This window comes from Roseovarius sp. YIN77, assembly GCF_057219155.1.
On the sequence record NZ_JBXVVI010000002.1, the window covers coordinates 97,645 to 119,272 of the forward strand.

Genomic DNA, 21,628 nt, shown 5'->3' on the forward strand with positions numbered 1-21,628 from the left:
GAATGGATAACAAGGCCGACAACTTCGTCTACACTGCCCCGCCACAGGGCCATGTTTCTCATAGCCGGTTGGAACGCGTGTTGCGTTCTGGCAGGTTTGCCGTGACAGCAGAGTTGAACCCGCCCGATAGCGCCGATCCGCAAGCCGTGTTCGAGGCGGCCCAACCTTTGGGCGAGGTCGCTGATGCGATCAATGCGACCGATGCATCAGGCGCCAATTGCCACATGTCGTCGATCGGTATTTGTGCGTTGTTGACACGTGCAGGCTATTCACCGGTGTATCAGATTTCCTGCCGTGATCGGAACCGTATCGCAATTCAGGGCGACGTTTTGGGCGCTGCAGCTTTGGGTGTCAGCAATGTTCTATGCCTGACCGGGGATGGCGTTGGCGTGGGGGATCAACCCGGGGCCAAACCGGTGTTTGACTTTGATTCCATGACATTGCTGCGCACGATCCGCACCATGCGTGATCAGGCGATGTTCCTTTCAGGTCGCAAAATCACGAACCCGCCGCGACTATTTTTGGGGGCTGCGGAAAACCCATGTGTGTATCCCCATGACTGGCGCCCCAATCGTCTGGCCAAAAAGGTCGAGGCAGGCGCAGAATACATCCAAACCAACTATATCTTCGACGTTCCGGTGTTCGAAAACTTCATGGCCCGCGTCAGGGACATGGGTTTGGACAAGCGGGTGTTCATCATTGCGGGTGTCGGTCCGTTGGCTTCTGCACGCGCGGCCCGCTGGATGCGCAGCAACGTTCCCGGAATTCACATTCCCGATGCCATCATTGATAGGCTGGAGAAATCAGAAAACCAAGCCGAAGAGGGCAAAAAGATCTGCATCGAACTGGTCCAGAAAATGCGAGAGATTTCCGGCGTGTCCGGTGTGCATGTCATGGCCTATCGACGCGAACATCTGGTGTCAGAGATCATAATGGAATCTGGCATTCTGGGGAAAAACAGGCGGCTGGAACAATTATAGAAAAGACAGTGGCTCCATTGTGTATTCCTTATATATCATTGTTTGTGAACGACTAAATCTCTGTTAACCTGTTGTCCCCGCGCCGAGTGGAGAGACGAGATTGCCGTGGATAATCCGTGTCATATGAATTGGAATATGACGGATGACCCTACGGGACTTGTCGGGTTCAAACCCGGTAAGGTCGGGTTTTTACTGCGACAGTGATGGTAATGGATAAATAATCGGGGTAGACCAAACAAATAATCATGAAAACAGGGAGAACGAAAATGAAAAGATTTTCATGTGCAGCATTGGCGTTGGCGGCAGCGATGGCGACCGCAGGTCAGGCATCTGCAAATTGTGAAGAAGTATCATTCGCCGATGTTGGCTGGACCGGGGAATCGGCGACCACGGAAATGGCCGGGCTGGTGCTAAGGGCGCTGGGCTATGATGTTGATATCAAGGTCCTGTCGATCCCGGTGACCTACACATCAATGGCAAATGGTGACATTGATGCGTTTCTAGGCAACTGGATGCCGTCGATGGCCGCTGATGTTGATCCATATACCGAAGCGGGCACCGTAGAGGTCGTGCGCGCCGTGGTCGAAGGTGCCAAATACACGCTGGCCACCAATGCCGTTGGTGCAGAACTGGGCATCAGTGATTTCGCTGACATCGCAAAACATGCGGACGCGTTGGACAATTCCATCATCGGCATCGAGCCCGGCAATGACGGCAACCGTCTGATCCTGGAAATGATCGAAAACGATACATTCGGTCTGGGCAGCTTTGAGGTGAAGGAAAGTTCTGAACAGGGCATGTTGGCCCAGGTTGCCAGATCAGATTCACGCGGCAAACCGGTTGTGTTTCTGGGGTGGGCACCGCATCCGATGAACAACAATTTTGACGTCACATATCTGACCGGTGGTGATGATACGTTTGGCCCGGATTTCGGTGCCGCGACGGTATTTTCGAATGTGCGTCAGGGATTTTTGGATGAATGTCCGAATCTCGGTCAGTTCATGCGCAACCTGGTATTTTCGGTCGAGATGGAAAACGATCTGATGGCCGCCATTCTGGATGAGGGTCAGGATATTCCCAGCGCCGCCGAAGACTGGCTGAAAGCCAACCCCGGCGTACTGGATGGCTGGCTGGACGGCGTCACCACCGTTGATGGTAGCGATTCCAAAGCGGCTGTGATGTCTGCCCTGGACGGCTGATATCTCGGCAATTGGTGGCCCTGAATTTGTTTCGGGGCCACTGAACCAGCGCGTGTCGCTTCCCCAACGTATTGGAAAATCACATGGAATGGCTGATGGATTCCAAAATCCCGGTCGGGCGCTTCTTTAAGGTCGTGTTCGAGTGGTCCCGCAACAATGGCGGCTTTTTCTTTGATGGATTGGAGCTTGCAGTCAGTTGGCTGATTGAAACCATTCTGGATGTTCTGAATTTTCCACATCCGTTGATCATCGTCGCGGCGTTTGTCGCGCTGACATGGTTTTTACAAAGGAACTGGCGGCCATGTGTTTTGGTCACGCTGGGCTTTTTGTTCATTCTTAATCAAGGCTACTGGGAAGAAACGCTGGAAAGCCTGACGCTGGTGATGGTGTCCTGCATTGTCTGTATGGGCATTGGCGTCCCGATCGGGATCGCTGCCGCACATCGCCCCCGATTGTATCAGGCGATGCGCCCGGTACTGGACCTGATGCAGACGCTTCCAACATTCGTGTATCTGATCCCGATGATCGTCTTTTTCGGCATCGGCATGGTCCCCGGGCTGATTGCCACCGTGGTGTTCGTATTGCCCGCCCCCATCCGCTTGACCCATCTTGGTGTCAGCTCCACGCCGACGGCGTTGTTGGAGGCCGCGCAGGCCTTTGGCGCAACGCCGCGGCAGACCCTGTGGAAGGTCGAGCTGCCATATGCATTGCCGCAGATCATGGCGGGGCTGAACCAGACAATCATGCTGAGCTTGTCGATGGTTGTGATTGCGGCCCTGGTCGGCGCGGATGGTCTGGGTGTTCCAGTGGTCCGGGCCTTGAACCAGGTCAACACAGCGCTTGGATTTGAAAGCGGGCTGATCATCGTCGTCGTTGCTATCATGCTTGATCGCATGCTGCGTGTGGAGAAAAAGTGATGTCTGTCGCCGTAGAATTTGACAACGTATCGATCGTTTTCGGGGACAAGCCGCAAAAAGCGCTCCCCCTGATGGATGAGGGAAGAGACCGGGCCGAGGTGCAGGTTCAGACCAGCCAGGTTCTGGGTGTGCACAATTGCTCTTTGCAGGTCGGCACCGGCGAGATTTTGGTTCTGATGGGCTTGTCCGGGTCGGGCAAATCAACGCTTCTGAGGGCGGTGAACGCGTTAAACCCCGTCGTGCGTGGATCGGTTCGCGTGAACAATGGCACAGAGATGGTTGATGTCACCCACGCGGATGAAAGCGCGCTCAGATCTATTCGCCAGCATCAGGTTGCCATGGTCTTTCAGCAGTTTGGATTGCTGCCGTGGCGGACGGTGCGTGAAAATGTGGGCCTCGGGCTTGAACTTGCCGGGATGAACCGCACAGAGCGCAAAGCGAAAGTCGATCAACAGCTTGAGCTTGTCCATCTCAGTGACTGGGCAGATCGCAAGGTTGGGGAACTGTCCGGCGGGATGCAACAACGGGTTGGATTGGCACGCGCCTTTGCGACAGAGGCGCCGATCCTTTTGATGGATGAACCATTTTCGGCGCTGGATCCACTGATCCGCGCGCGTCTTCAGGACGAACTGATCGATCTGCAAAAGAAACTGAAGCGCACGATTATCTTTGTCAGCCATGACTTGGATGAGGCGTTTAAACTGGGCGACCGTATCGCGATCATGGAGGGTGGGCGCATCGTTCAGATGGGCACGCCAAAGGATATCTATACCGATCCGGTGAACGAATATGTTGCTGATTTTGTTGCACATATGAACCCGCTGGGGGTTTTATCAGCGCGAGATCTGGTTGAGCCGATGGGCGTTGAAAATCCACAGATCACTGTGACTGCGGACACGGATGTGCGCGAGATCATGGCAGAGTTTGGTCGCGCCGATGATCCCGTCGTTGGTGTAACCGAAGATGGTAAATTGATTGGTCAGATCTCGACGGATCGAATTTTGGCTAAACTGCTGGACCCTAGGGGATAAGTAGTCGGCTGAACTTTCTGTGGTTTCAGGTGCTAGAAAGTTGTTTCTCAACTTGGCTTTAGCTGCGTCAGGTAACGCAAAACAGATTGGAAGCACAGAGTTTCAGGGTCTAGAGTATCCTATCAGTGAGTGATGCAAGAAGGTTTCTTGGGACCTAAACACTACTCAAATGGAGATAATGCGTTGAAGTATTTCAACGAGATATCCGATCTTGAGCCGATACGAAGGCTCTCGACCGCAGCGCAACCCGGCGCGCTGGCCATCATTGTTGGTATCGAGGGGCCATCCTATCGACCTTTGGGTGCCATGATGGCCATCTTCCAAAATGGAGAGCGTGTCGGCAGCCTGTCATCCGGGTGTGTCGAGGCCGATATCACCCTTCACGCGCAACATGCTTTGGAAAACCAGACCTTCCAAACAGTCAAATATGGCCGGGGTTCCCCCTTTCGCGACATTCAGCTGCCATGTGGTGGCGGGCTTGAAATTCTGATCATACCTCAGCCGGATGTGGCGGTTCTGCTAAGCATCGTTGACATGCATGAACATCGAAATACCTGCGCGCTGGTCGTGGGTTCCTCTGCCCAGACACTTTCCTGCGCGCCCCAGGGGCAAACCGGGCGCAATGGCGATCAGTTTGTCGTCGAACTTGTTCCAGAGTTTCGATTTGTCGTCTTCGGCAAAGGGCCAGAGGCAGTTGCATTTTCAAGCCTTGTTCAGTCCGTGGGCTATTCAAATCTGGTGCTCTCGCCGGATGAGGAAACCCTGGCGCGGGCAGCAGCGACAGGATGTGCGACCCAACATATCAAAACCCCGGCCATCCCTGATCATGTGTACATCGATGAACGCACCGCGATTGTTTTGTTTTTTCATGATCACGAATGGGAACCGCCAATCGTCCACTCGGCCGTGCAATCAAAGGCGTTTTACATTGGCGCACAAGGCAGCCGGCGCACAAGCGCAACGCGTTTCGCATCCCTGTCCGCCATGGGGTTGAACGCTGACGACCTGGATCGGGTCAAGGGGCCGATCGGATTGATCCCATCGGCGCGCGATGCCCGGACTCTTGCTGTCAGTGTGTTGGCGGAAATCCTGGCCGTGACCCATCCGCAAGGTGCTGATCAGCGCGTAGATACGTCCTGCGAAACGGAAACCTGTCTGCGCGACTAGGATATTGCATTCACGCTGCGCTATGAATGCAGCGACACAACCCAGTTTTCGAACAATCGAACCTCATCACGCGCGCCGGTCGTGTCCCGTCGGATCAGGTAATGGGATGCAGAGATTGGCAGTCGATAGTCAAAGGGTGCAATCAACAGGCCTTGGCGCAAGTATTGCGCGGCAAAATTTTCCAGCACCATCACCGCACCATGACCTGCCGCAATGGTTTGCAGCGCAATCAGCGATGAATCTGCGCCCACAACGCTCGACGGTACGCCAAGGCTCAGACCATAATGCGCCGACAGGTTGATCCAATCGGCCTCTGAACCTGTAACAGTGGCGACATGTCCCTCTGCCAGAGTGTTGATGCTAAACGCGTCCCCAAAGGATTTGGCATAGTCCGGGTGGCAAACCGGAATTGCATATTCAGGGCCCAGATGGGTCAGGGCACCGTCACGCCATTCGCCATGACCAAATCGAATGTCGATGTCACTTTCGCTATCACCAAATCTATCAGCCCACACAAAGGTCGAAAGCTGTATCTCGATATCTGGGTGCATATCGTGAAATTCACGAAGCCGCGGGGCGATCACCAATGCGGCATGAGAAATCGACGCACGCACCCGGATCACGCGTTTGACAGAGCTGCCAAAAAGCCCGCGAGTCGCCACCTCCAGATCGGAAAATGATTTGCGAACGGGCTGTGAATAGGCCTGCCCCATATCGGTCAGGGCGACCCCACGCGGCAGTCGTTCAAAAAGTTTTGTCCCCAGATGTTTTTCCAGCAACCGGATTTGCTGACTGACCGCCGCCGGGGTCAGGCCCAGCTCCTCGGCCGCAGTTGAAAAACTGCCATGACGGGCGGCAACCTCGAAAGTGCGAAGCCATGTTGCGTAAGGGAGATCGACCATGTTGCACCGTTAAGTAAACTTATGCCTTAGGTATAAAACGCATTGTTTGATTTAACAAACGTGATATGCGACCGATCATACTGGGATGCGCCCAAATTGGGAAAATGGGACAAGCCGATGCGGTCGGAGATCTTTGATTACATCATTGTTGGGGCAGGGTCCGCTGGCTGCGTTCTGGCGGATCGGCTGACGGCGTCTGGCCACCACAAGGTCCTGCTGATTGAGGCCGGCGGCAGCGACAGGCGGTTTTGGATCAAAGTCCCCTTGGGATATGGCAAAACATTCAATGACCCGCGCGTGAACTGGTGCTTTACCGCAAGCGCCGATCCGGGCTTGAACAACCGAGAGGCCTACTGGCCGCGCGGGCGCGTGATCGGGGGATCAAGTTCCATTAACGCGATGGCCTATCTGCGGTGTCTGCCTAGCGATTTTGATGATTGGGAACGGGCAGGGGCCACGGGCTGGAATTGGCAAAATGTGCTGGAAACCTATGAGGCGCTGGAAACTCAGTGCGAACCGGATACCGAGGGTGGATCGAAAACCACCGGGAAAGGGCCACTTTGGGTCAGTGATGTCAGCCAACGGATGCATCCGTTTTCAGATCACTTTCTGACCGCTGCACAGCAAATGGGTTGGCAGGTGTCGCGCAACCTGAATGGCGAAGACACCGAAGGCGTCATGAAGATGCGTTCAACCGTGCGCAACGGGCGTCGCTGGTCCGCTGCGGATGCGTTTTTGCGGCCGGCGATGAAACGGCCAAACCTGAAGGTTGTCTCCAACGCACTGGTCGAAAAAGTGCAGGTTGATGGGCGCCGTGCAACGGGCGTGCGCTACCGTGTGGGCGGGCAGGACTATGTCGCAGAGGTGCGCGGCGAGGTGCTGATATCCGCTGGTGCAGTCAATTCTCCGCAACTGCTGCAATTGTCCGGAATTGGTCCGGCCAACCTGTTGAAATCTCATGGTATCGATGTTCAGAAGAACCTGCCGCAAGTCGGGCAGGGCTTGCAGGATCACCTTGGAATTTCGCATTACTTCCGGGCCACCGAACCAACATTGAACACAAAAATCGGCAATTGGTTGGGGCAGAGGATTGCGGGCGTCACCTATCTTGCCACCCGTGGCGGGCCGTTAAGCGTTCCGGTCAATCAGGTCAGTGGTTTTATCCGTTCTGATGAAAACGCCCATGCGGCTGACCTGCAGATTTATTGCAACCCGATGTCATATGTGATTGATGCGGATGGCAACGCGGGCGTTGACCCTAAACCGGGTTTTCTTATGTGCGCACAGCCTTGTCGGCCAACCAGCAGGGGCGAAATCAACATTGCATCGCCTGACCCGACTGCGCCACCCGATATCCGCCCGAATTCCCTGTCGACGGAACATGATTGCGCAATGGCAATCAAGGCGGGTCGCGTCTTGCAGGACCTGGCCCAAATCCCGGCGATCAGCGCGGTGACCAAGGAACGCCTGTCCCCGGACGTCGTGCCCATGTCGGATGCGGAACTTTTGGAAAACTTCCGCGAACGGGCCGGAACAATTTTTCACCCCACCTGCACCTGCCGGATGGGTGAATCAGCCGCAACATCGGTGTTGGATGCACGACTGCGCGTTCATGGCATTGGTGGCCTGCGGGTTATCGACGCATCCGCCTTTCCAAACGTGACATCAGGCAATACCAATGCGCCGGTGATGATGCTCGCGGCACGTGCCGCCGATCTTATTCTGGAAGATGCAAAGAGTGCCATTTAACCAGACCACAGAAATACCTCTCGGAAAGAAAGCTAGAAATATGATTGCTCTGAACAAGTTTTACATCGACGGTGCATGGGTTGATCCGATTTCGTCCCGGACATTCGCAATCAAGAACCCGGCCAATAACAGCCAGATTGGCGAGGTAGAGCTGGGCTCTGCGGCGGATGTGGACCGGGCGGTCGAGGCGGCAAAGCGTGCCTTCCAGATGTTTTCTCAGACGTCGAAAGAAGAGCGTATCGCCCTGATGGAACGCCTGAACGCCATTTTCACCGACCGGCTGGACGAGATGGCACAGGCGATCACCGCAGAAATGGGTGCCCCGATCACCATGTCTCGGGATGAACAGGCGCAATGCGGCATTGATCACATCAGTGCTTTCATCGACGCGCTGTCCCGCCAATTCGAGCAGGAAACATTGCCCAATGGTGATGTGATCATGCGTGACCCGATCGGGGTGTGCGGGTTGATCACGCCTTGGAACTGGCCGATCAACCAGATCGTGCAAAAGGTTGTACCGGCCCTGGCTGTTGGGGCCACCTGTGTTTTGAAACCTTCTGAATATACCCCTCTGTCTGCGGCGCTGTTTGCCGAATTTGTACACGAGGCCGGCTACCCTGCAGGTGTGTTCAATCTGGTTTACGGCGATGGGCCGACGGTGGGTTCTGCCCTGTCGTGCCACCCGGATATCGCGATGATGTCTTTCACTGGTTCTACCCGTGCCGGAGTTCAGGTTTCAAAGGATTCTGCCGACACAATCAAGCGGGTTACGCTGGAACTCGGGGGTAAATCTGCCAACCTGGTTTTTGCCGATGCGGATCTGGAAAAAGCTGTCACCAAATCGGTCAAGGGCTGTTTTCACAATACGGGTCAGTCCTGCAATGCGCCCACACGGATGCTGGTGGAACGCAGCTGCTATGATCAAGTGCTAGATATTGCAGCGCGTGCTGCCGCCAGCCAAACCGTGGGCGATCCGACGGAAGAGGGCGGCCATATCGGCCCCTTGTTTGACGAAATGCAATATGACCGTGTGCAGGCAATGATCCAAGTCGGGATCGACGAAGGAGCGCGCCTGATTGCCGGTGGCACACGCAAGCCCGAGGGGCTGGAACATGGCTGGTACGTCAAACCGACGATCTTTGCCGATGTCACCCCTGATATGCGCGTCGCCCGGGAGGAGATTTTTGGACCGGTTCTGGTCATCCTTCCTTTTGAGACAGAGGAAGAGGGCGTCGCCATGGCCAATGACAGCGAATACGGTTTGGCCGCCTATCTTCAGACTGGGGACAAAGTTCGCGCTGAACGGGTCTTTGCCCAACTGCGCGCGGGCACCGTGACCATCAATGGCAAAGGCACACAATATGGATCCCCGTTTGGGGGTTACAAATTGTCGGGCAACGGCCGCGAGGGTGGCGTTTTCGGGATCGAAGACTATCAGGAAATTAAAGTCCGGGGCGGATTTGGTATCGAATAATCGCGCCGGTCGAACGACCTTAGAAACCACGTGAACTTTCCAACCGCCAGAGCGTTTTGATTAAACGCTCTGGCGCACCACTCCATGTCGCTTGTGAATGGCGGCGACGGGCCGGTGTTGAAATCTGCGCTAATTTATGGGGCGCAGAGCCACCGTCGCAATGCAGTGCAAATACCGACGCAATACCGACAGGCATTTTGGCGCGGTTTTTGCCCGGTCCGAAGGGTCGGTATCAACGCCACACTTCGACCCGCACTTTTTCAAACGTCGCTTTCCGTATGGTCTTGCTGGCATCAACTGGATAGAAAACCCCTGATAATGCAGGAGTTATGAATGACGAACGCCATTCAATCCCAGCCAGGGATCATGGACATCGCCCTTTACCAGGGGGGGCAGTCAAAAATCGAAGGGGTCGAGGAGGTAATAAAGCTCTCCTCGAACGAAAATCCCTTTGGCCCATCAGACGCCGCCAAAGAAGCGTTCCGCCGCGCCGCCCATGACCTGCACCGTTACCCCAACACGGATCACGCCAGCCTGCGCAAGGCAATCGCCAAGGTGCATGGTATTGATTCTGAACGCATAATTTGTGGCGTCGGGTCAGATGAGATTATCACGTTTCTGTGTCAGGCCTATGCCGGGTCGGGGGATGAGGTGATCCACACGGAACACGGATTTCTGATGTATCCGATCTCAACCCGCGCCGTTGGGGCCACGCCGGTTGAGGTGAAAGAGCGCGAGCGCGTGACCGATGTCGACGCCATTCTGGCCGCCTGTAATGAGCGGACAAAACTGGTCTTCATCGCCAATCCGAACAACCCGACCGGAACAATGATCGGCGGAAATGAGGTTGCGCGTCTGGCAGATGGTTTGCCTAGCCAGGCGATTTTGGTTCTGGATGGGGCCTATGCAGAGTTTGTCGATGGCTTTGATGGTGGTGCTGCACTGGTCGATTCACGCGAAAATGTCGTCATGACCCGAACCTTTTCAAAGCTTTACGGCCTGGGTGGCCTACGCATCGGTTGGGGTTACGGCCCGAAACATATCATTGATGTGCTCCATCGCATTCGGGGACCGTTCAACCTGTCAAATGCGCAGTTAGACGCGGCAGAGGCCGCGGTTCGTGATAGGACCTATGCAGAAAAATGCCTTGCTGAAAACGCACGAATGCGGGGCTGGTTGGCCAAGGCGCTGGCCGAAACAGGGGTGCCGTCGGATACGTCTTGCGCAAACTTTATTCTCGCCCGCTTTGCTGATGCCGCAGAGGCAGAGGCCTGTGATGCGCATCTGAAATCCAAAGGTCTGATTGTGCGCCGCGTTGCCGGGTACAAGCTGCCCAACTGCCTGCGAATTACCATCGGAGATGAAGCCGCCTGCCGTCAGGTCGCGCATGCCGTTGCAGAGTTCAAGGGAGAAAACCCATGACCGCCCCAATTTATAACCGGGTCGCGCTGATTGGCTTGGGCTTGATTGCGTCATCCATGTTCTGGGCTATTAAACGTGGTGGTCTGGCGGGAGAGGTCGTGGGCACGGCCCGTTCGGCGCAAACGCGCGAAACCGCACGGGAAATCGGGCTTTGTGATCAAGTGGTCGATAGTGCAGCCAAGGCTGTGCAAGATGCGGATTTGGTGGTGCTGTGTGTTCCAGTCGGCGTTATGGATGCCGTTGCCCGTGAAATCGCCCCGCATTTAAAACCGGGGGCGACGATCAGCGACGTGGGATCGGTCAAGGGTGCTGTAGTCGAAGCAGTTGCACCACATTTACCAAATGGTGTGCATTTCGTTCCAGCTCACCCCGTGGCTGGTACCGAACATTCCGGTCCGCGTTCCGGATTTGCGGAGTTGTTTGACAAGCGATTCACCCTAATCACGCCGTTGCCAGATAGCGATCCAGCGGCGATTGAGCGTCTTGAGGAATTCTGGCAAGGCCTGGGTGCCTATACAGAACAAATGGATGTCGAGCATCATGATCTGGTGTTGGCCGTCACCAGCCATGCGCCACATTTGATTGCCTACACGATGGTCGGTGTTGCGGATGACCTGCGTCGTGTCACCGACAGCGAGGTCATCAAATATTCAGCAGCGGGGTTTCGCGATTTCACCCGGATTGCAGCCTCTGACCCGACCATGTGGCGAGATGTGTTTTTGAACAACAAAGAGGCCACGCTGGAAATTCTGGGCCGATTTACAGAGGAACTGTTCGCCCTACAGCGTGCCATTCGCACGGGTGACGGGGATCATTTGTTCGATTATTTCACGCACACCAGAGCCATTCGCCGTGGGATTATCGAGGCCGGGCAAGATACCGATGCCCCCGATTTCGGACGTACCGGACAACGATGATACCGCGCTTTGTAGCGATCTGTGTATGCCTGTGCATGACAGCGCAGGTGGGTGCCACGGCACTGAACGAGTCTTTGCGCCCCGCACCCAGACCTACGTTGTTGGAACAGTCCGGAATTGGTTCACCATCCTCCCACGGGTTTGTGCGAGTTGACCCTTCGGTTCCGGGTGTCACGCTGTCGCCACGTCCGATTCCGCGTCCCGGCTCGAAACGATTGACCCAAGAAGTGTTCGCGTCGAATGTGGCTGAAGAAGAGGTTGAACCGATCTCCGTTCCGCGCGCAGCCCCAGGCCTCTTTGTTTCGCTGCGTCCGGTCGCTCGACCGGCCCGTCAAACGGTGCAAACGCCCGCCCAAGAGACGGTCGTTGTTTCGACCCAACCTCGTGTGGAAGAGCCCCGCCAGAGAGCAGAAGTGGGATTGATCTGCGGGCAAAGAGCGATCCGGGGCGAAGTCATTGCCCCGATAGCTGATAGCCTGCAGGGATGTGGGGTTTCTAATCCGGTGCGTGTACATGAGGTCGATGGCGTGCGCCTGTCGCAACCGTCCATTATGACCTGCCAAACTGCTGATGCATTGCAGGATTGGGTGAAAGATGGCATCCGCCCGGCCATTCGTCGATTGGGTGGCGGGATCAGTCAATTGCAGGTTGCCGCGCACTACACCTGTCGGACACGGAACAATCGGACCGGTGCGAAAATCTCTGAACATGGCAAGGGCAATGCCATTGATATCTCGGGGTTCAAGCTTGAAAACGGTCGGGTGATTTCTGTTGAATCGGGCTGGAACGATCAGGTGGATGGGAACATATTGCGCCGTCTGCACAGCGCCGCTTGCGGGCCGTTTAATACCGTTTTAGGGCCAGCATCTGATCGCCATCACCGCGATCACTTTCACTTGGACATCGCGCGCCAGCAAGGCGGACGGTACTGCCGCTAGTTCAGGCGCGGGGCAGGGCCAATTGGCAAAGGGCCAAAATAGATCAACCCATCGGACATCGTGATCGGTGCAACCAGATCATCGGTGTTTCCATCCGCTTCGGCCATCGGGGTGATGGCACCCTCCCAGATCGGATCAACGACACCGGCGCGCGCTAATACTGCAAAAACCTTGCGCCAGTTGAGCGCGTTCAATGTCAGGGTGCCTTCGGCAAATCCTGCGGTGTTTGCTGTGATGTCGCCTTCCAATGACAATGCCATGTTCCCCCATGTGATTTGCGCCTTCTGAATGGATAATTTTTCAAGCAACGGCGCGGTGCCCCGTAGGCTGATGCTGTCATCAAAATACAGGGTTGCTCCAACCTCCAAGCTATCGATGGTTTTGGGAAGGGTGGTGTCAAAACTCAGCTCTGTTCGAACAAAATCGGATAGTGTTATGTTCCGCAACTCAATAGCGATGTCATGGGCGTTGGTCTGGGCAATGGCCTGGCGGCTGGCAACGAGGGCTGTATCGAGCGACAGCAGATCATTCTCGGCACCAGCTAGGTGAATGCTCTCACCTGTCAGGGTAATCCGGTCGATCGCAAGGTCGGTACTGGGTTCGACAATGATACTGGCGCGCAGGTCTTTGCTGCGAGCAGACAAAGAGACATCCCGAATATCCAATTCATGTTCGGGCGGGAATACAACAATGACATGATTGGGTTTGTAACTAAGCGCGAAGACCTGCAAAAAGGCCCCCGCCCAACCCATACCGTTTTGTGCGTCAAAAAATGAGGGGGCGGAAATTGTTGTATCAAACCTGTTGGGGAACCCCTTGGTATCGACGCTGTCATAGCTGACGGAGACGCCGTTGTGATCCGCCTGATCCAGCCATTCGGTCACAGTGGTTTCGACCGTGCGTTCCCCGATGAACCAGTATCCACCCCACAGCACCGATCCGATCAGAAAAATGCCAACCAACAATCGCATGATCGTCCCTTTCCAGCACGTTCGGGATGGTGTTTACAGGGCCAAAGAAGAAAGGGCCAGATGAATGGTTAGATCAGGGTTTTGGGTGTTTGGATATGGGTCTCTGATATGGAATCCGGGCTTTCCGATCGCTGAAAAGCAGATCGCCCGCCTGAATGGTTTTCACCGAAGTTTCTGTATGCGGTCCATTCATCACCGAGGGACCGAGGAAAAACCGGGTCTGGTCCTTGCGCTGGATAAGGCCCGCGACAGTTTTTGCAACGGTGTCGCCTTTCGCGTGGCCGACGAACATGCGGCAGATACCTTGCAGGAGTTGCGCGAACGCGAGCTTATCTCTTCCGCCTATCTAGAGGCCGAACTTCCCATTACATTACTTGATGGGCGCGAGGTGCAATCAGTGACCTATATCATTGATCCCGATCATGTTCAGTATTGTGGCAGCCTTCCCCTAGAAGAGCAGGCACAGATAATTGCCACTGCAATTGGCGGGCGCGGTCCTAATACCGAGTATCTGTTCAACACTGCCGATCATCTGGTCGAATTGGGTCTAGAGGATCCTGATTTGAACTGGTTGTCAGACCGGGTTCGGGGCCTGATCGGATGATATATTTATGCCATAAATCAGCAGCATAAGTTGCTGCTGTAATAGGTGTTGGCGAATGGCGATTGTCCGCCTATTCTGACGCCAATGAAAACAGCGTCGGAACCCGTCCCAATGATGGACAAACCAGATCGCGAGGCAGAGCCGTATTTTTCGCAGCCGATCCGCCAGATTGTTTCAATGCTGGTTGTCTTGGGGCTTGTGGCAGGCGGCGCCTATATCGCATTTCCCAGAGTGGCCCCTGTCTTTCTGGCCAATCCCTACCTGAATGGCTTCATCATACTGGTGTTTTTCATCGGTGTTCTGGCCTGCTTTATTCAGGTCATACAGTTGATGTCATCTGTGCGCTGGATTGTGGGATTCGCGGCGAGGATCCCAGGCCATGAGTTTATCAAGGTGCCCCGAATGCTGGCCCCTTTGGCCGCGCTGTTGCGGTCGCGCGGCAAGCAGATGCATATCACGTCCAGCTCTGCCCAATCGATCCAGGATTCTGTGGCCACCCGCATCGACGAAGCACGGGATATCACTCGCTATATCGTCAGCCTTTTGATTTTTCTTGGGCTGCTGGGAACGTTTTGGGGCTTGGCGACGACCGTTCCCGCCGTTGTCGACACAATCGCGTCACTGGAACCAAAGGAAGGTGATAGCGGGCTAGAGGTGTTTGGCCGGCTGATGTCGGGATTGCAATCCCAACTCGATGGGATGGGAACGGCCTTTGCGTCCTCCTTATTAGGTCTGGCGGGATCGCTTGTCGTTGGATTGCTGGAGCTTTTTGCGGGGCATGGTCAGAACCGGTTCTACAGGGAGCTTGAGGATTGGCTGTCGACCATCACACGCTTGGGATTTGCCACAGGTGACGCGGATGCGGACGGTGGTGGCCAAGGTGTTGCTGGCTATGTTCTTGAACAGTTTGCTCAGCAGATGGAGGTTATTCAGGAACTTTTGGTTCAGGCGGAAATCAGTCGCAATTCGATGGAAGAAAAGTTCACTCGTTTGACCGAAAAACTGGAAAAAGGTGCAAGCCAGGAAAACGGGCAAGCCTTGAGCGACAAGCATGTCGAGGCCTTGGTGCGCTCACAGGATCGGGTTGGAGAGGCTTTGGAGGCGATGACAGCAGAGGGCGGTGCGCATGTAGATGCGGAAAGCCGGATGCGATTGCGATCCATTGATGTGCAGATGCTGCGGCTATTGGAGGAAATGGCCGCAGGCAGGGCCGAGAGCGTGGCCGCAATTCGCACCGAGATTGCAACATTGACCCAGACAATCCGTGATCTGAGCGTCGAGCCGGAGCAATAAGCCATGGCTTTGTCACGTCGCACCGGACAACGCTTTCAGGCCTCTATCTGGCCCGGCTTTGTGGATGCGATCACCGCGCTTTTGTTGGTCTTGGTATTTATCCTGACCATTTTCATGGTGGTGCAGTTTGTATTGCGCGACACGATATCCGGTCAGGAATCGGAACTGGATCAGTTATCACAACAAGTTGCCAGTCTTGCAGATGCGCTGGGGCTTGAGCGTGTGCGCAATGATGAATTGCAGACAGAGATAGGCCAGTTATCAGCCACACTGCAAAATGAACGGCAGGTAATTGATGAACAAACAGCGTTGATCGCGACACTGCGTTTGCAGACCGCTGCTCAGGCCGAGGAGCTGCAGGCGGAGCGGGCGAGGATAACAAGTTTCGAGGCACAGGTTGCCAGCCTGCTGTCTGAACGCGACACGGCTTTGAATATCGGCCAGGAGTTACGCGCAGAGTTGGATAAATTGGCAGCGGCACAAACAAAGTTGTTGTCGGATCAGGAGGCTTTGCAGATAGCTCTTGCGCAGGCTCGGGATGAGATTGATGCGGGTGTTGAAGCCGCGCGATTGGATGCCGCGCGGCGCGAAGCGCTGGAAGCATTGATTGCTGATCTGCGCAAGGACGGCGAGGCCGCCACAGCCCAAGCCACCGAACTCGAAGAGGCCCTAGGCGAAGTGGAGGCGGCGCAGCTTGCTGATGCGGCTGCGGCAGAAGCGCTTCGCGAGCGATTGAAAAACGCCGACACGGAATTGACGGCAATGACCCTGACATTGGAGCGTGAACGCGCGCGGGCCGAAGAGACGTTGACGCTGCTCGCCGCTGCAGAGGCTGCCAGCAAAGATCTGACAGCCAAACTGGCTGCAGCCGTGTTGGCGCAGGAAGCTGCCAAAAGCGGTCAGGATGCTGCGGCCGAAATGCTGGAAGAGGCGATTGCACGGATTGCCGAACTGGAAGGCAAGGCCGTGGACCGCGCCGATGTTGAGCTACGATTGGCAGAAGTGCTGGCCGAACAGATGTTGATCGACGATCAGTTGTCGGCGCAGGAGGGATCAATTACCAACCTGCAAACTGAGCTAGAAGCGATCCGATTAGAACGTGATCAGCTGAAATCAGAGGTCGCGACGCTGCGTGGCAAAGGCGGGGCGTTGATCGAAGATTTAAATCGCAACGAACAGTCGTTGGCGCAAGCCCTGGCCGCCCGCTTGTTGGCGGAATCCGAGGCAGAGGATGCCCTGAGTGAAGCCGCGCGCCGGGCGGCATTATTGGCAACTGCAGAGCAAGCGTTGAGCGAGGAACAGGTGCTATCAGCCGAACGGGCCAGACAGGTGGCCTTGTTGAATGAACAAGTGGCTGCGTTACGTAACCAGCTTGGCAGTTTGCAAGCCTTGCTGGATGATGCCAAGGATCGCGATGCAGCGGCGAATGTCCAGATACAGAACCTTGGCACAGATCTGAATGCCGCCCTTGCGCGTGCAGCCGCCGAAGAACGCCGCAGGCGGGAGTTGGAAGAAATTGAACGCAAACGGTTGGAGGCTGAAGCCGAAGATCTGGCCCGGTATCGGTCAGAATTTTTTGGTCTGTTACGAGAGGTCCTGGGCGGCCAGGCCGGCGTGCGGATCGAAGGTGACAGGTTTGTCTTCTCGTCCGAGGTTCTGTTCCCGCCGGGTGAGGTGGAGCTGTCAGAGGCTGGACAGGCAGATATCGCAACAGTGGCATCCATCATCCAAAGCGTCGCAGATGATATCCCGCCGCAGATCAACTGGGTGATCCGCGTTGATGGACACACCGACAATGTGCCGTTGTCTGGAACGGGCAAATATATAGACAACTGGGAACTCAGCCAGGGGCGCGCCCTCTCTGTGGTGCGCTATATGATTGATGAATTGGGTCTCTCACCCGGACGGCTCGCCGCTACCGGATTTGGTGAATTTCAGCCAGTGAACAGCGCCGACAGCGATGAGGCCCGAGCCCAGAACCGTCGGATTGAACTAAAGTTCACGGAAAAATAAACCCTGCCAGAAAGGCAGGGTTTGAATTCTACATTCAAAGTGTGAGAGCGTTTAATCCGCAGTCAGCAACTTTGGTGACCGACCGGAGAGTTGCCGCCTGACGGGTTCTTCGATCCGCAAATCCAGATCACCATCCTTGACACCAACCTTGACCACGCCACCCTTGGAAAGTTTGCCAAAGAGCAGCTCTTCTGCCAGCGGCTTTTTGATGTGTTCCTGGATGACGCGACCCAAGGGGCGTGCGCCCATCTTGTCGTCATATCCGCGATCTGCCAGCCATTCTGCCGCTGGTTTTGTCAGCTCGATATGTACATTGCGATCCATCAACTGTGCTTCGAGTTGCAGAACGAATTTCTCGACCACTTGCAAAATGACATCTTTCGACAACGGTCCGAAACTGACCACTGCATCCAGTCGGTTGCGGAATTCGGGGGTAAACATCCGGTTGATGGCGGCGGTATCTTCGCCTGTCCGGCGGTCACGGCCAAAACCAACGGCCTCTTTCGCCTGTTCCATCGCGCCTGCGTTGGAGGTCATGATTAGGATCACATTGCGGAAATCCACAGTCCTGCCGTTATGGTCGGTCAATTGTCCATGATCCATCACTTGCAGCAGGATATTGTACACATCAGGATGGGCCTTTTCGATCTCATCCAGCAAAAGGACACAATGCGGATGCTGATCGATGCCATCGGTCAACATACCACCCTGATCGAAACCGACGTAGCCCGGGGGTGCACCGATTAAGCGGCTGACCGCGTGTTTTTCCATGTATTCCGACATGTCAAACCGCAGCAGTTCAACACCCAACGTGTCTGCTAGTTGTTTCGCGACCTCGGTCTTGCCTACACCAGTTGGCCCTGCGAAAAGGTAGTTCCCAATCGGTTTTTCCGGTTCGCGCAAACCGGCTCGGGCAAGTTTAATTGCAGAGGATAGCGCATCAATTGCAGGGTCTTGGCCAAACACGACGCGCTTGAGCGATTTTTCCAGATCGCGCAGGACTTCGGCATCGTCTTTGGAGACGTTTTTGGGTGGAATGCGCGCGATATTGGCGACCACAGCCTCAATCTCTTTCACACCGATGGTTTTGCGACGCTTGGACTCTGGGACCAAGTGCTGTGCCGCGCCCGCCTCATCAATCACATCGATGGCCTTGTCAGGCAATTTACGATCGGTGATATAGCGGGCTGACAATTCAACGGCGTTGCGGATCGCATCCGACGTGTACCGAATATCATGATGCTTTTCGAAATAGGGCTTCAACCCTTTCAGGATTTTCACCGTATCCTCAACCGACGGTTCATTCACGTCGATTTTCTGGAACCGCCGTGATAAGGCGCGGTCTTTTTCAAAATGCTGGCGGAATTCTTTGTAGGTCGTAGAGCCCATACACCGTAGTTTGCCACCTTGCAGGGCAGGTTTCAGCAGGTTTGAAGCATCCATCGCGCCGCCAGAGGTCGCGCCAGCACCGATCACCGTATGGATTTCGTCGATAAACAATACGGCATCCGGGTGTTCTTCTAGTTCTGTGACAACGGCTTTCAGCCGCTCTTCGAAATCACCGCGATAGCGGGTGCCAGCCAAAAGGGCGCCCATGTCCAAGGCAAAGATCGTCGCACCAGACAGAATTTCGGGGGTCTCACCATTGACGATCTTGCGCGCCAGACCTTCGGCAATTGCGGTTTTTCCCACGCCAGGATCACCAACAAGGATCGGGTTGTTCTTGCGGCGACGGCATAGAACCTGAACACAACGTTCAACTTCATGCTCGCGACCGATTAGCGGGTCAATATCACCCTTGACGGATTTCGCGTTCAGATCGACGCAGTATTTTGCCAGCGCGCTTTCTTTGGTGCCTTCTTCGGTTGCCTGGCTGGCTTCTTCGACTTCGGGCGCACCTGAAACCGGTCGGGTTTCGCCATAGGAGGGGTCTTTGGCGACCCCATGCGCGATAAAGTTCACCGCATCATAGCGGGTCATATCCTGTTCTTGCAGGAAGTAGGCCGCGTTGGATTCTCGTTCCGCAAAGATGGCCACCAACACGTTGGCACCGGTGACTTCGGTCCTGCCGGAAGATTGCACATGGATAGCTGCGCGTTGAATGACGCGCTGAAACGCGGCAGTTGGAACGGCTTCTGATCCTTCGACATCTGTGATCAATGTTGCCAGTTCTTCGTTGATAAAACTTTCAAGCGTGACTTTCAGCGCTTCCAGATCCACCTCGCAGGCTTTCATCACCCGCGCGGCATCTGGCTCGTCGGTCAAAGCCAGAAGCAAATGTTCCAAAGTCGCCAATTCGTGCCGTCGTGTATTGGCCATGGCCAATGCGGTGTGAATTGCCTGCTCGAGCGTATTTGAGAATGAAGGCACTGTTGTGCTCCTCTTGCTTTGGAAGGTCGGCTTGCCCGACCAACCGTTACCCTTTGATATTAAAGTTCGGTTCTCTTTGCTTTACGTTCAAGGCCTTTTTTATCAAATGCGGTCACATTTCCTGTGACTGCGGCTGATTTGTTCTTTCGCTCAAAAAGAGTTTACCAGTCAGAATTGGTCTTTTCTGGCCCGAATCTCGGCAAAAACGGCACTATCTGATGCATTTTCCATGCCGATAGAGGCTTTTACGCCCGGAATTGAGGCACGTAGAAATGGATTTGTCGCATTTTCAAGCAATAGTGTTGAGGGGACAGTTGGGCGTTTTTCTTTCGCGGCTTGTTCAGTTTCCTTGACACGTGCGATCAAAGTTTCGTTTTCAGGTTCGATTGTCAAAGCGAACCGGCCATTGGAAAGGGTGTATTCGTGACCCGAATATACCACCGTATCTTCGGGCAGTGCCGCGATCTTGCTTAGGCTTTTCCACATCTGTTCTGGCGTGCCTTCAAACAGCCGTCCACAGCCCAAAGCCATCAAACTGTCGCCTGTGAAAACGGCGTTCAGGCCAGCGAAGTGAAACGCAACATGGCCGACCGTGTGGCCGGGCACATCGATAACTTCGCAACTGTGTCCCGCAATCCGAAACACTTGGCCCGGGCTGAAGGTAAAGTCGAGTTTGGGTAGCCTGTGCGCATCGGCATGGCATCCCATAACCTCGGCCCCGGTTTTGTTTCGAAGAGAATTGACGCCATCCACGTGGTCATAGTGATGGTGTGTCAGAAGGATGTGTGTCAGCTTCCATCCTCGGCGGCCCAACGTCCGTTCGATTGCGGCGGCTTCTGGGGCGTCAATCAGGACTGTTTCCCGGCTGTCTGAATCGTGAATCAAAAAGGCATAATTATCTGTAAGGCATGGGATGGTAAGAATTTCGACAGACATGATTATTCCTCTTAAGAACCTTGTGTGGTTTCGTCCGAACTAAAAGTGGACGACAGCAATAGAGTAATATAGCGAGATGGCCATGACGAACAAAAAGCTGGTGCTGCCAGATAGTCCGCATCTTTGTGCCGACGAGGCAGGCAGGCTATGTGCACCTTCGGCAGCGCGCAACCTTGCACCAATCCGTGAGCGGCTTGATCCTCTGGTCCCGAAACAAGGGCTGGTGTTGGAGCTCGCCAGTGGAACCGGACAGCAGATCACCGCATTGGCAGAGGCGCATCCGGAAACCAACTGGCAGCCCAGCGAATTGAATCCCGTGCGGCTACAGAGTATCCATGCTTGGCGGAACACGTATCGCGGGGCCAATTTGAGGGAGCCGATCATTCTGGATGTGGCCGGGAATTGGCAGTTGGCAATGGATAGCTTCGATCTCGTATTCGTTGTTAATCTGTTTCATCTGATATCACAGTCTGATGCAAAACGTGCGATCGCCTCTGCTGCTCATGTTCTAAAAGCGGATGGGCACCTGTTTATATATGGCCCATTTACAGATGATGGCAGCTATCGCAGCGCGGCAGATGCAAGTTTTGATCGCACTCTCAAGCTACAGAAGGCCAATATTGGATACAAAAATGATACCTGGATGGTTGACCAAATGAAGGCCAATAGTCTGAATTTAGTTGCCACCCACAAGATGCCAGCAAACAATCTGGCTCTTGTAGCATCTTCCTGTTAGCGTTGCGCC

Annotated in this window: 18 protein-coding genes; 14 read left to right on the forward strand and 4 right to left on the reverse strand. The window is 54.9% G+C overall.

What is annotated here, in order from left to right:
- Positions 1-2 precede the first annotated feature (2 nt).
- The 5 genes from AC2D8P_RS04245 to AC2D8P_RS04265 all read left to right on the forward strand — a co-directional run bounded on the left by AC2D8P_RS04245 (position 3) and on the right by AC2D8P_RS04265 (position 5,294).
- Positions 3-980, forward strand: coding sequence for a methylenetetrahydrofolate reductase (locus AC2D8P_RS04245; protein ID WP_484700780.1), 978 nt, complete (start codon positions 3-5; stop codon positions 978-980).
- Positions 981-1,246: 266 nt separating this feature from the next.
- Positions 1,247-2,179, forward strand: coding sequence for a choline ABC transporter substrate-binding protein (gene choX, locus AC2D8P_RS04250; protein ID WP_484700782.1), 933 nt, complete (start codon positions 1,247-1,249; stop codon positions 2,177-2,179).
- Positions 2,180-2,262: 83 nt separating this feature from the next.
- Entirely contained in the window at positions 2,263-3,096 is an 834-nt protein-coding gene (gene choW, locus AC2D8P_RS04255; RefSeq protein ID WP_484700783.1) for a choline ABC transporter permease subunit, read from the forward strand.
- A complete protein-coding gene (gene choV, locus AC2D8P_RS04260; protein ID WP_484700785.1) occupies positions 3,096-4,127 on the forward strand; it encodes a choline ABC transporter ATP-binding protein in 1,032 nt (343 codons plus the stop codon). The genes choW and choV overlap by 1 nt, the downstream gene beginning before the upstream one ends.
- Positions 4,128-4,310: 183 nt before the next feature.
- Complete coding sequence (locus tag AC2D8P_RS04265) at positions 4,311-5,294, forward strand: XdhC family protein (protein ID WP_484700786.1); 984 nt, start codon at positions 4,311-4,313, stop codon at positions 5,292-5,294.
- Positions 5,295-5,314: 20 nt separating this feature from the next.
- On the opposite strand, the gene AC2D8P_RS04270 is transcribed toward AC2D8P_RS04265, so the two are convergent.
- Positions 5,315-6,196, reverse strand: coding sequence for a LysR family transcriptional regulator (locus AC2D8P_RS04270; RefSeq protein WP_484700788.1), 882 nt, complete (start codon positions 6,194-6,196; stop codon positions 5,315-5,317).
- 117 nt (positions 6,197-6,313) lie between these two features.
- On the opposite strand from AC2D8P_RS04270, the gene AC2D8P_RS04275 reads away from it, so the two are divergent.
- The 5 genes from AC2D8P_RS04275 (at position 6,314) to AC2D8P_RS04295 (ending at position 12,696) form a co-directional block, all read left to right on the forward strand.
- Positions 6,314-7,945 carry a GMC family oxidoreductase gene (locus AC2D8P_RS04275; protein ID WP_484700789.1) on the forward strand — a complete coding sequence of 544 codons (1,632 nt, stop codon included), beginning with the start codon at positions 6,314-6,316 and terminating at the stop codon, positions 7,943-7,945.
- A gap of 40 nt (positions 7,946-7,985) precedes the next feature.
- Positions 7,986-9,419 (forward strand): aldehyde dehydrogenase family protein, encoded by a 1,434-nt coding sequence (locus tag AC2D8P_RS04280; protein WP_484700791.1) that lies wholly within the window; start codon positions 7,986-7,988, stop codon positions 9,417-9,419.
- Positions 9,420-9,752: 333 nt separating this feature from the next.
- Entirely contained in the window at positions 9,753-10,841 is a 1,089-nt protein-coding gene (gene hisC / locus AC2D8P_RS04285; protein WP_484700792.1) for a histidinol-phosphate transaminase, read from the forward strand.
- Complete coding sequence (locus AC2D8P_RS04290; RefSeq protein WP_484700794.1) at positions 10,838-11,758, forward strand: prephenate/arogenate dehydrogenase family protein; 921 nt, start codon at positions 10,838-10,840, stop codon at positions 11,756-11,758. Before hisC ends, AC2D8P_RS04290 begins: the two co-directional genes overlap by 4 nt.
- 35 nt (positions 11,759-11,793) lie before the next feature.
- Positions 11,794-12,696: an extensin-like domain-containing protein gene (locus AC2D8P_RS04295; RefSeq protein ID WP_484700795.1), complete on the forward strand. Its 903-nt coding sequence runs from the start codon at positions 11,794-11,796 to the stop codon at positions 12,694-12,696.
- On the opposite strand, the gene AC2D8P_RS04300 is transcribed toward AC2D8P_RS04295, so the two are convergent.
- Entirely contained in the window at positions 12,693-13,667 is a 975-nt protein-coding gene (locus AC2D8P_RS04300) for a DUF2125 domain-containing protein (RefSeq protein ID WP_484700796.1), read from the reverse strand. The genes AC2D8P_RS04295 and AC2D8P_RS04300 overlap by 4 nt on opposite strands.
- A gap of 64 nt (positions 13,668-13,731) precedes the next feature.
- Between AC2D8P_RS04300 and AC2D8P_RS04305 the strand changes: the two genes are divergently transcribed.
- From AC2D8P_RS04305 to AC2D8P_RS04315, 3 genes are all read left to right on the forward strand, one after another.
- Entirely contained in the window at positions 13,732-14,271 is a 540-nt protein-coding gene (locus AC2D8P_RS04305) for a gamma-glutamylcyclotransferase (protein ID WP_484700798.1), read from the forward strand.
- A gap of 111 nt (positions 14,272-14,382) precedes the next feature.
- Positions 14,383-15,564 (forward strand): biopolymer transporter ExbB, encoded by a 1,182-nt coding sequence (locus AC2D8P_RS04310; protein ID WP_484700799.1) that lies wholly within the window; start codon positions 14,383-14,385, stop codon positions 15,562-15,564.
- Between the two features lie 3 nt (positions 15,565-15,567).
- Positions 15,568-17,577 (forward strand): peptidoglycan -binding protein, encoded by a 2,010-nt coding sequence (locus tag AC2D8P_RS04315; RefSeq protein ID WP_484700800.1) that lies wholly within the window; start codon positions 15,568-15,570, stop codon positions 17,575-17,577.
- Between the two features lie 51 nt (positions 17,578-17,628).
- Here the strand turns inward: AC2D8P_RS04315 and clpA are convergent, their stop codons facing one another.
- Together clpA and gloB are read right to left on the reverse strand one after the other, a co-directional pair.
- Positions 17,629-19,947: an ATP-dependent Clp protease ATP-binding subunit ClpA gene (gene clpA / locus AC2D8P_RS04320; RefSeq protein WP_484700802.1), complete on the reverse strand. Its 2,319-nt coding sequence runs from the start codon at positions 19,945-19,947 to the stop codon at positions 17,629-17,631.
- Positions 19,948-20,115: 168 nt separating this feature from the next.
- A complete protein-coding gene (gene gloB, locus AC2D8P_RS04325) occupies positions 20,116-20,883 on the reverse strand; it encodes a hydroxyacylglutathione hydrolase (RefSeq protein ID WP_484700803.1) in 768 nt (255 codons plus the stop codon).
- Positions 20,884-20,965: 82 nt separating this feature from the next.
- On the opposite strand from gloB, the gene AC2D8P_RS04330 reads away from it, so the two are divergent.
- Positions 20,966-21,619: a DUF938 domain-containing protein gene (locus AC2D8P_RS04330; RefSeq protein WP_484700804.1), complete on the forward strand. Its 654-nt coding sequence runs from the start codon at positions 20,966-20,968 to the stop codon at positions 21,617-21,619.
- Positions 21,620-21,628 lie beyond the last annotated feature (9 nt).

Excerpts from the sequence above, each read along its gene's own strand:
- AC2D8P_RS04300 (WP_484700796.1), bottom strand. The coding sequence starts at position 13,667 with ATGCGATTGTTGGTTGGCATTTTTCTGATCGGATCGGTGCTGTGGGGT.
- choW (WP_484700783.1), top strand. The coding sequence starts at position 2,263 with ATGGAATGGCTGATGGATTCCAAAATCCCGGTCGGGCGCTTCTTTAAG.
- gloB (WP_484700803.1), bottom strand. The coding sequence starts at position 20,883 with ATGTCTGTCGAAATTCTTACCATCCCATGCCTTACAGATAATTATGCC.
- AC2D8P_RS04275 (WP_484700789.1), top strand. The coding sequence starts at position 6,314 with ATGCGGTCGGAGATCTTTGATTACATCATTGTTGGGGCAGGGTCCGCT.
- AC2D8P_RS04305 (WP_484700798.1), top strand. The coding sequence starts at position 13,732 with ATGGTTAGATCAGGGTTTTGGGTGTTTGGATATGGGTCTCTGATATGG.
- choV (WP_484700785.1), top strand. The coding sequence starts at position 3,096 with ATGTCTGTCGCCGTAGAATTTGACAACGTATCGATCGTTTTCGGGGAC.
- AC2D8P_RS04315 (WP_484700800.1), top strand. The coding sequence starts at position 15,568 with ATGGCTTTGTCACGTCGCACCGGACAACGCTTTCAGGCCTCTATCTGG.
- hisC (WP_484700792.1), top strand. The coding sequence starts at position 9,753 with ATGACGAACGCCATTCAATCCCAGCCAGGGATCATGGACATCGCCCTT.
- AC2D8P_RS04295 (WP_484700795.1), top strand. The coding sequence starts at position 11,794 with ATGACAGCGCAGGTGGGTGCCACGGCACTGAACGAGTCTTTGCGCCCC.
- AC2D8P_RS04330 (WP_484700804.1), top strand. The coding sequence starts at position 20,966 with ATGACGAACAAAAAGCTGGTGCTGCCAGATAGTCCGCATCTTTGTGCC.
- AC2D8P_RS04290 (WP_484700794.1), top strand. The coding sequence starts at position 10,838 with ATGACCGCCCCAATTTATAACCGGGTCGCGCTGATTGGCTTGGGCTTG.
- AC2D8P_RS04280 (WP_484700791.1), top strand. The coding sequence starts at position 7,986 with ATGATTGCTCTGAACAAGTTTTACATCGACGGTGCATGGGTTGATCCG.
- AC2D8P_RS04270 (WP_484700788.1), bottom strand. The coding sequence starts at position 6,196 with ATGGTCGATCTCCCTTACGCAACATGGCTTCGCACTTTCGAGGTTGCC.
- AC2D8P_RS04310 (WP_484700799.1), top strand. The coding sequence starts at position 14,383 with ATGATGGACAAACCAGATCGCGAGGCAGAGCCGTATTTTTCGCAGCCG.
- AC2D8P_RS04245 (WP_484700780.1), top strand. The coding sequence starts at position 3 with ATGGATAACAAGGCCGACAACTTCGTCTACACTGCCCCGCCACAGGGC.
- choX (WP_484700782.1), top strand. The coding sequence starts at position 1,247 with ATGAAAAGATTTTCATGTGCAGCATTGGCGTTGGCGGCAGCGATGGCG.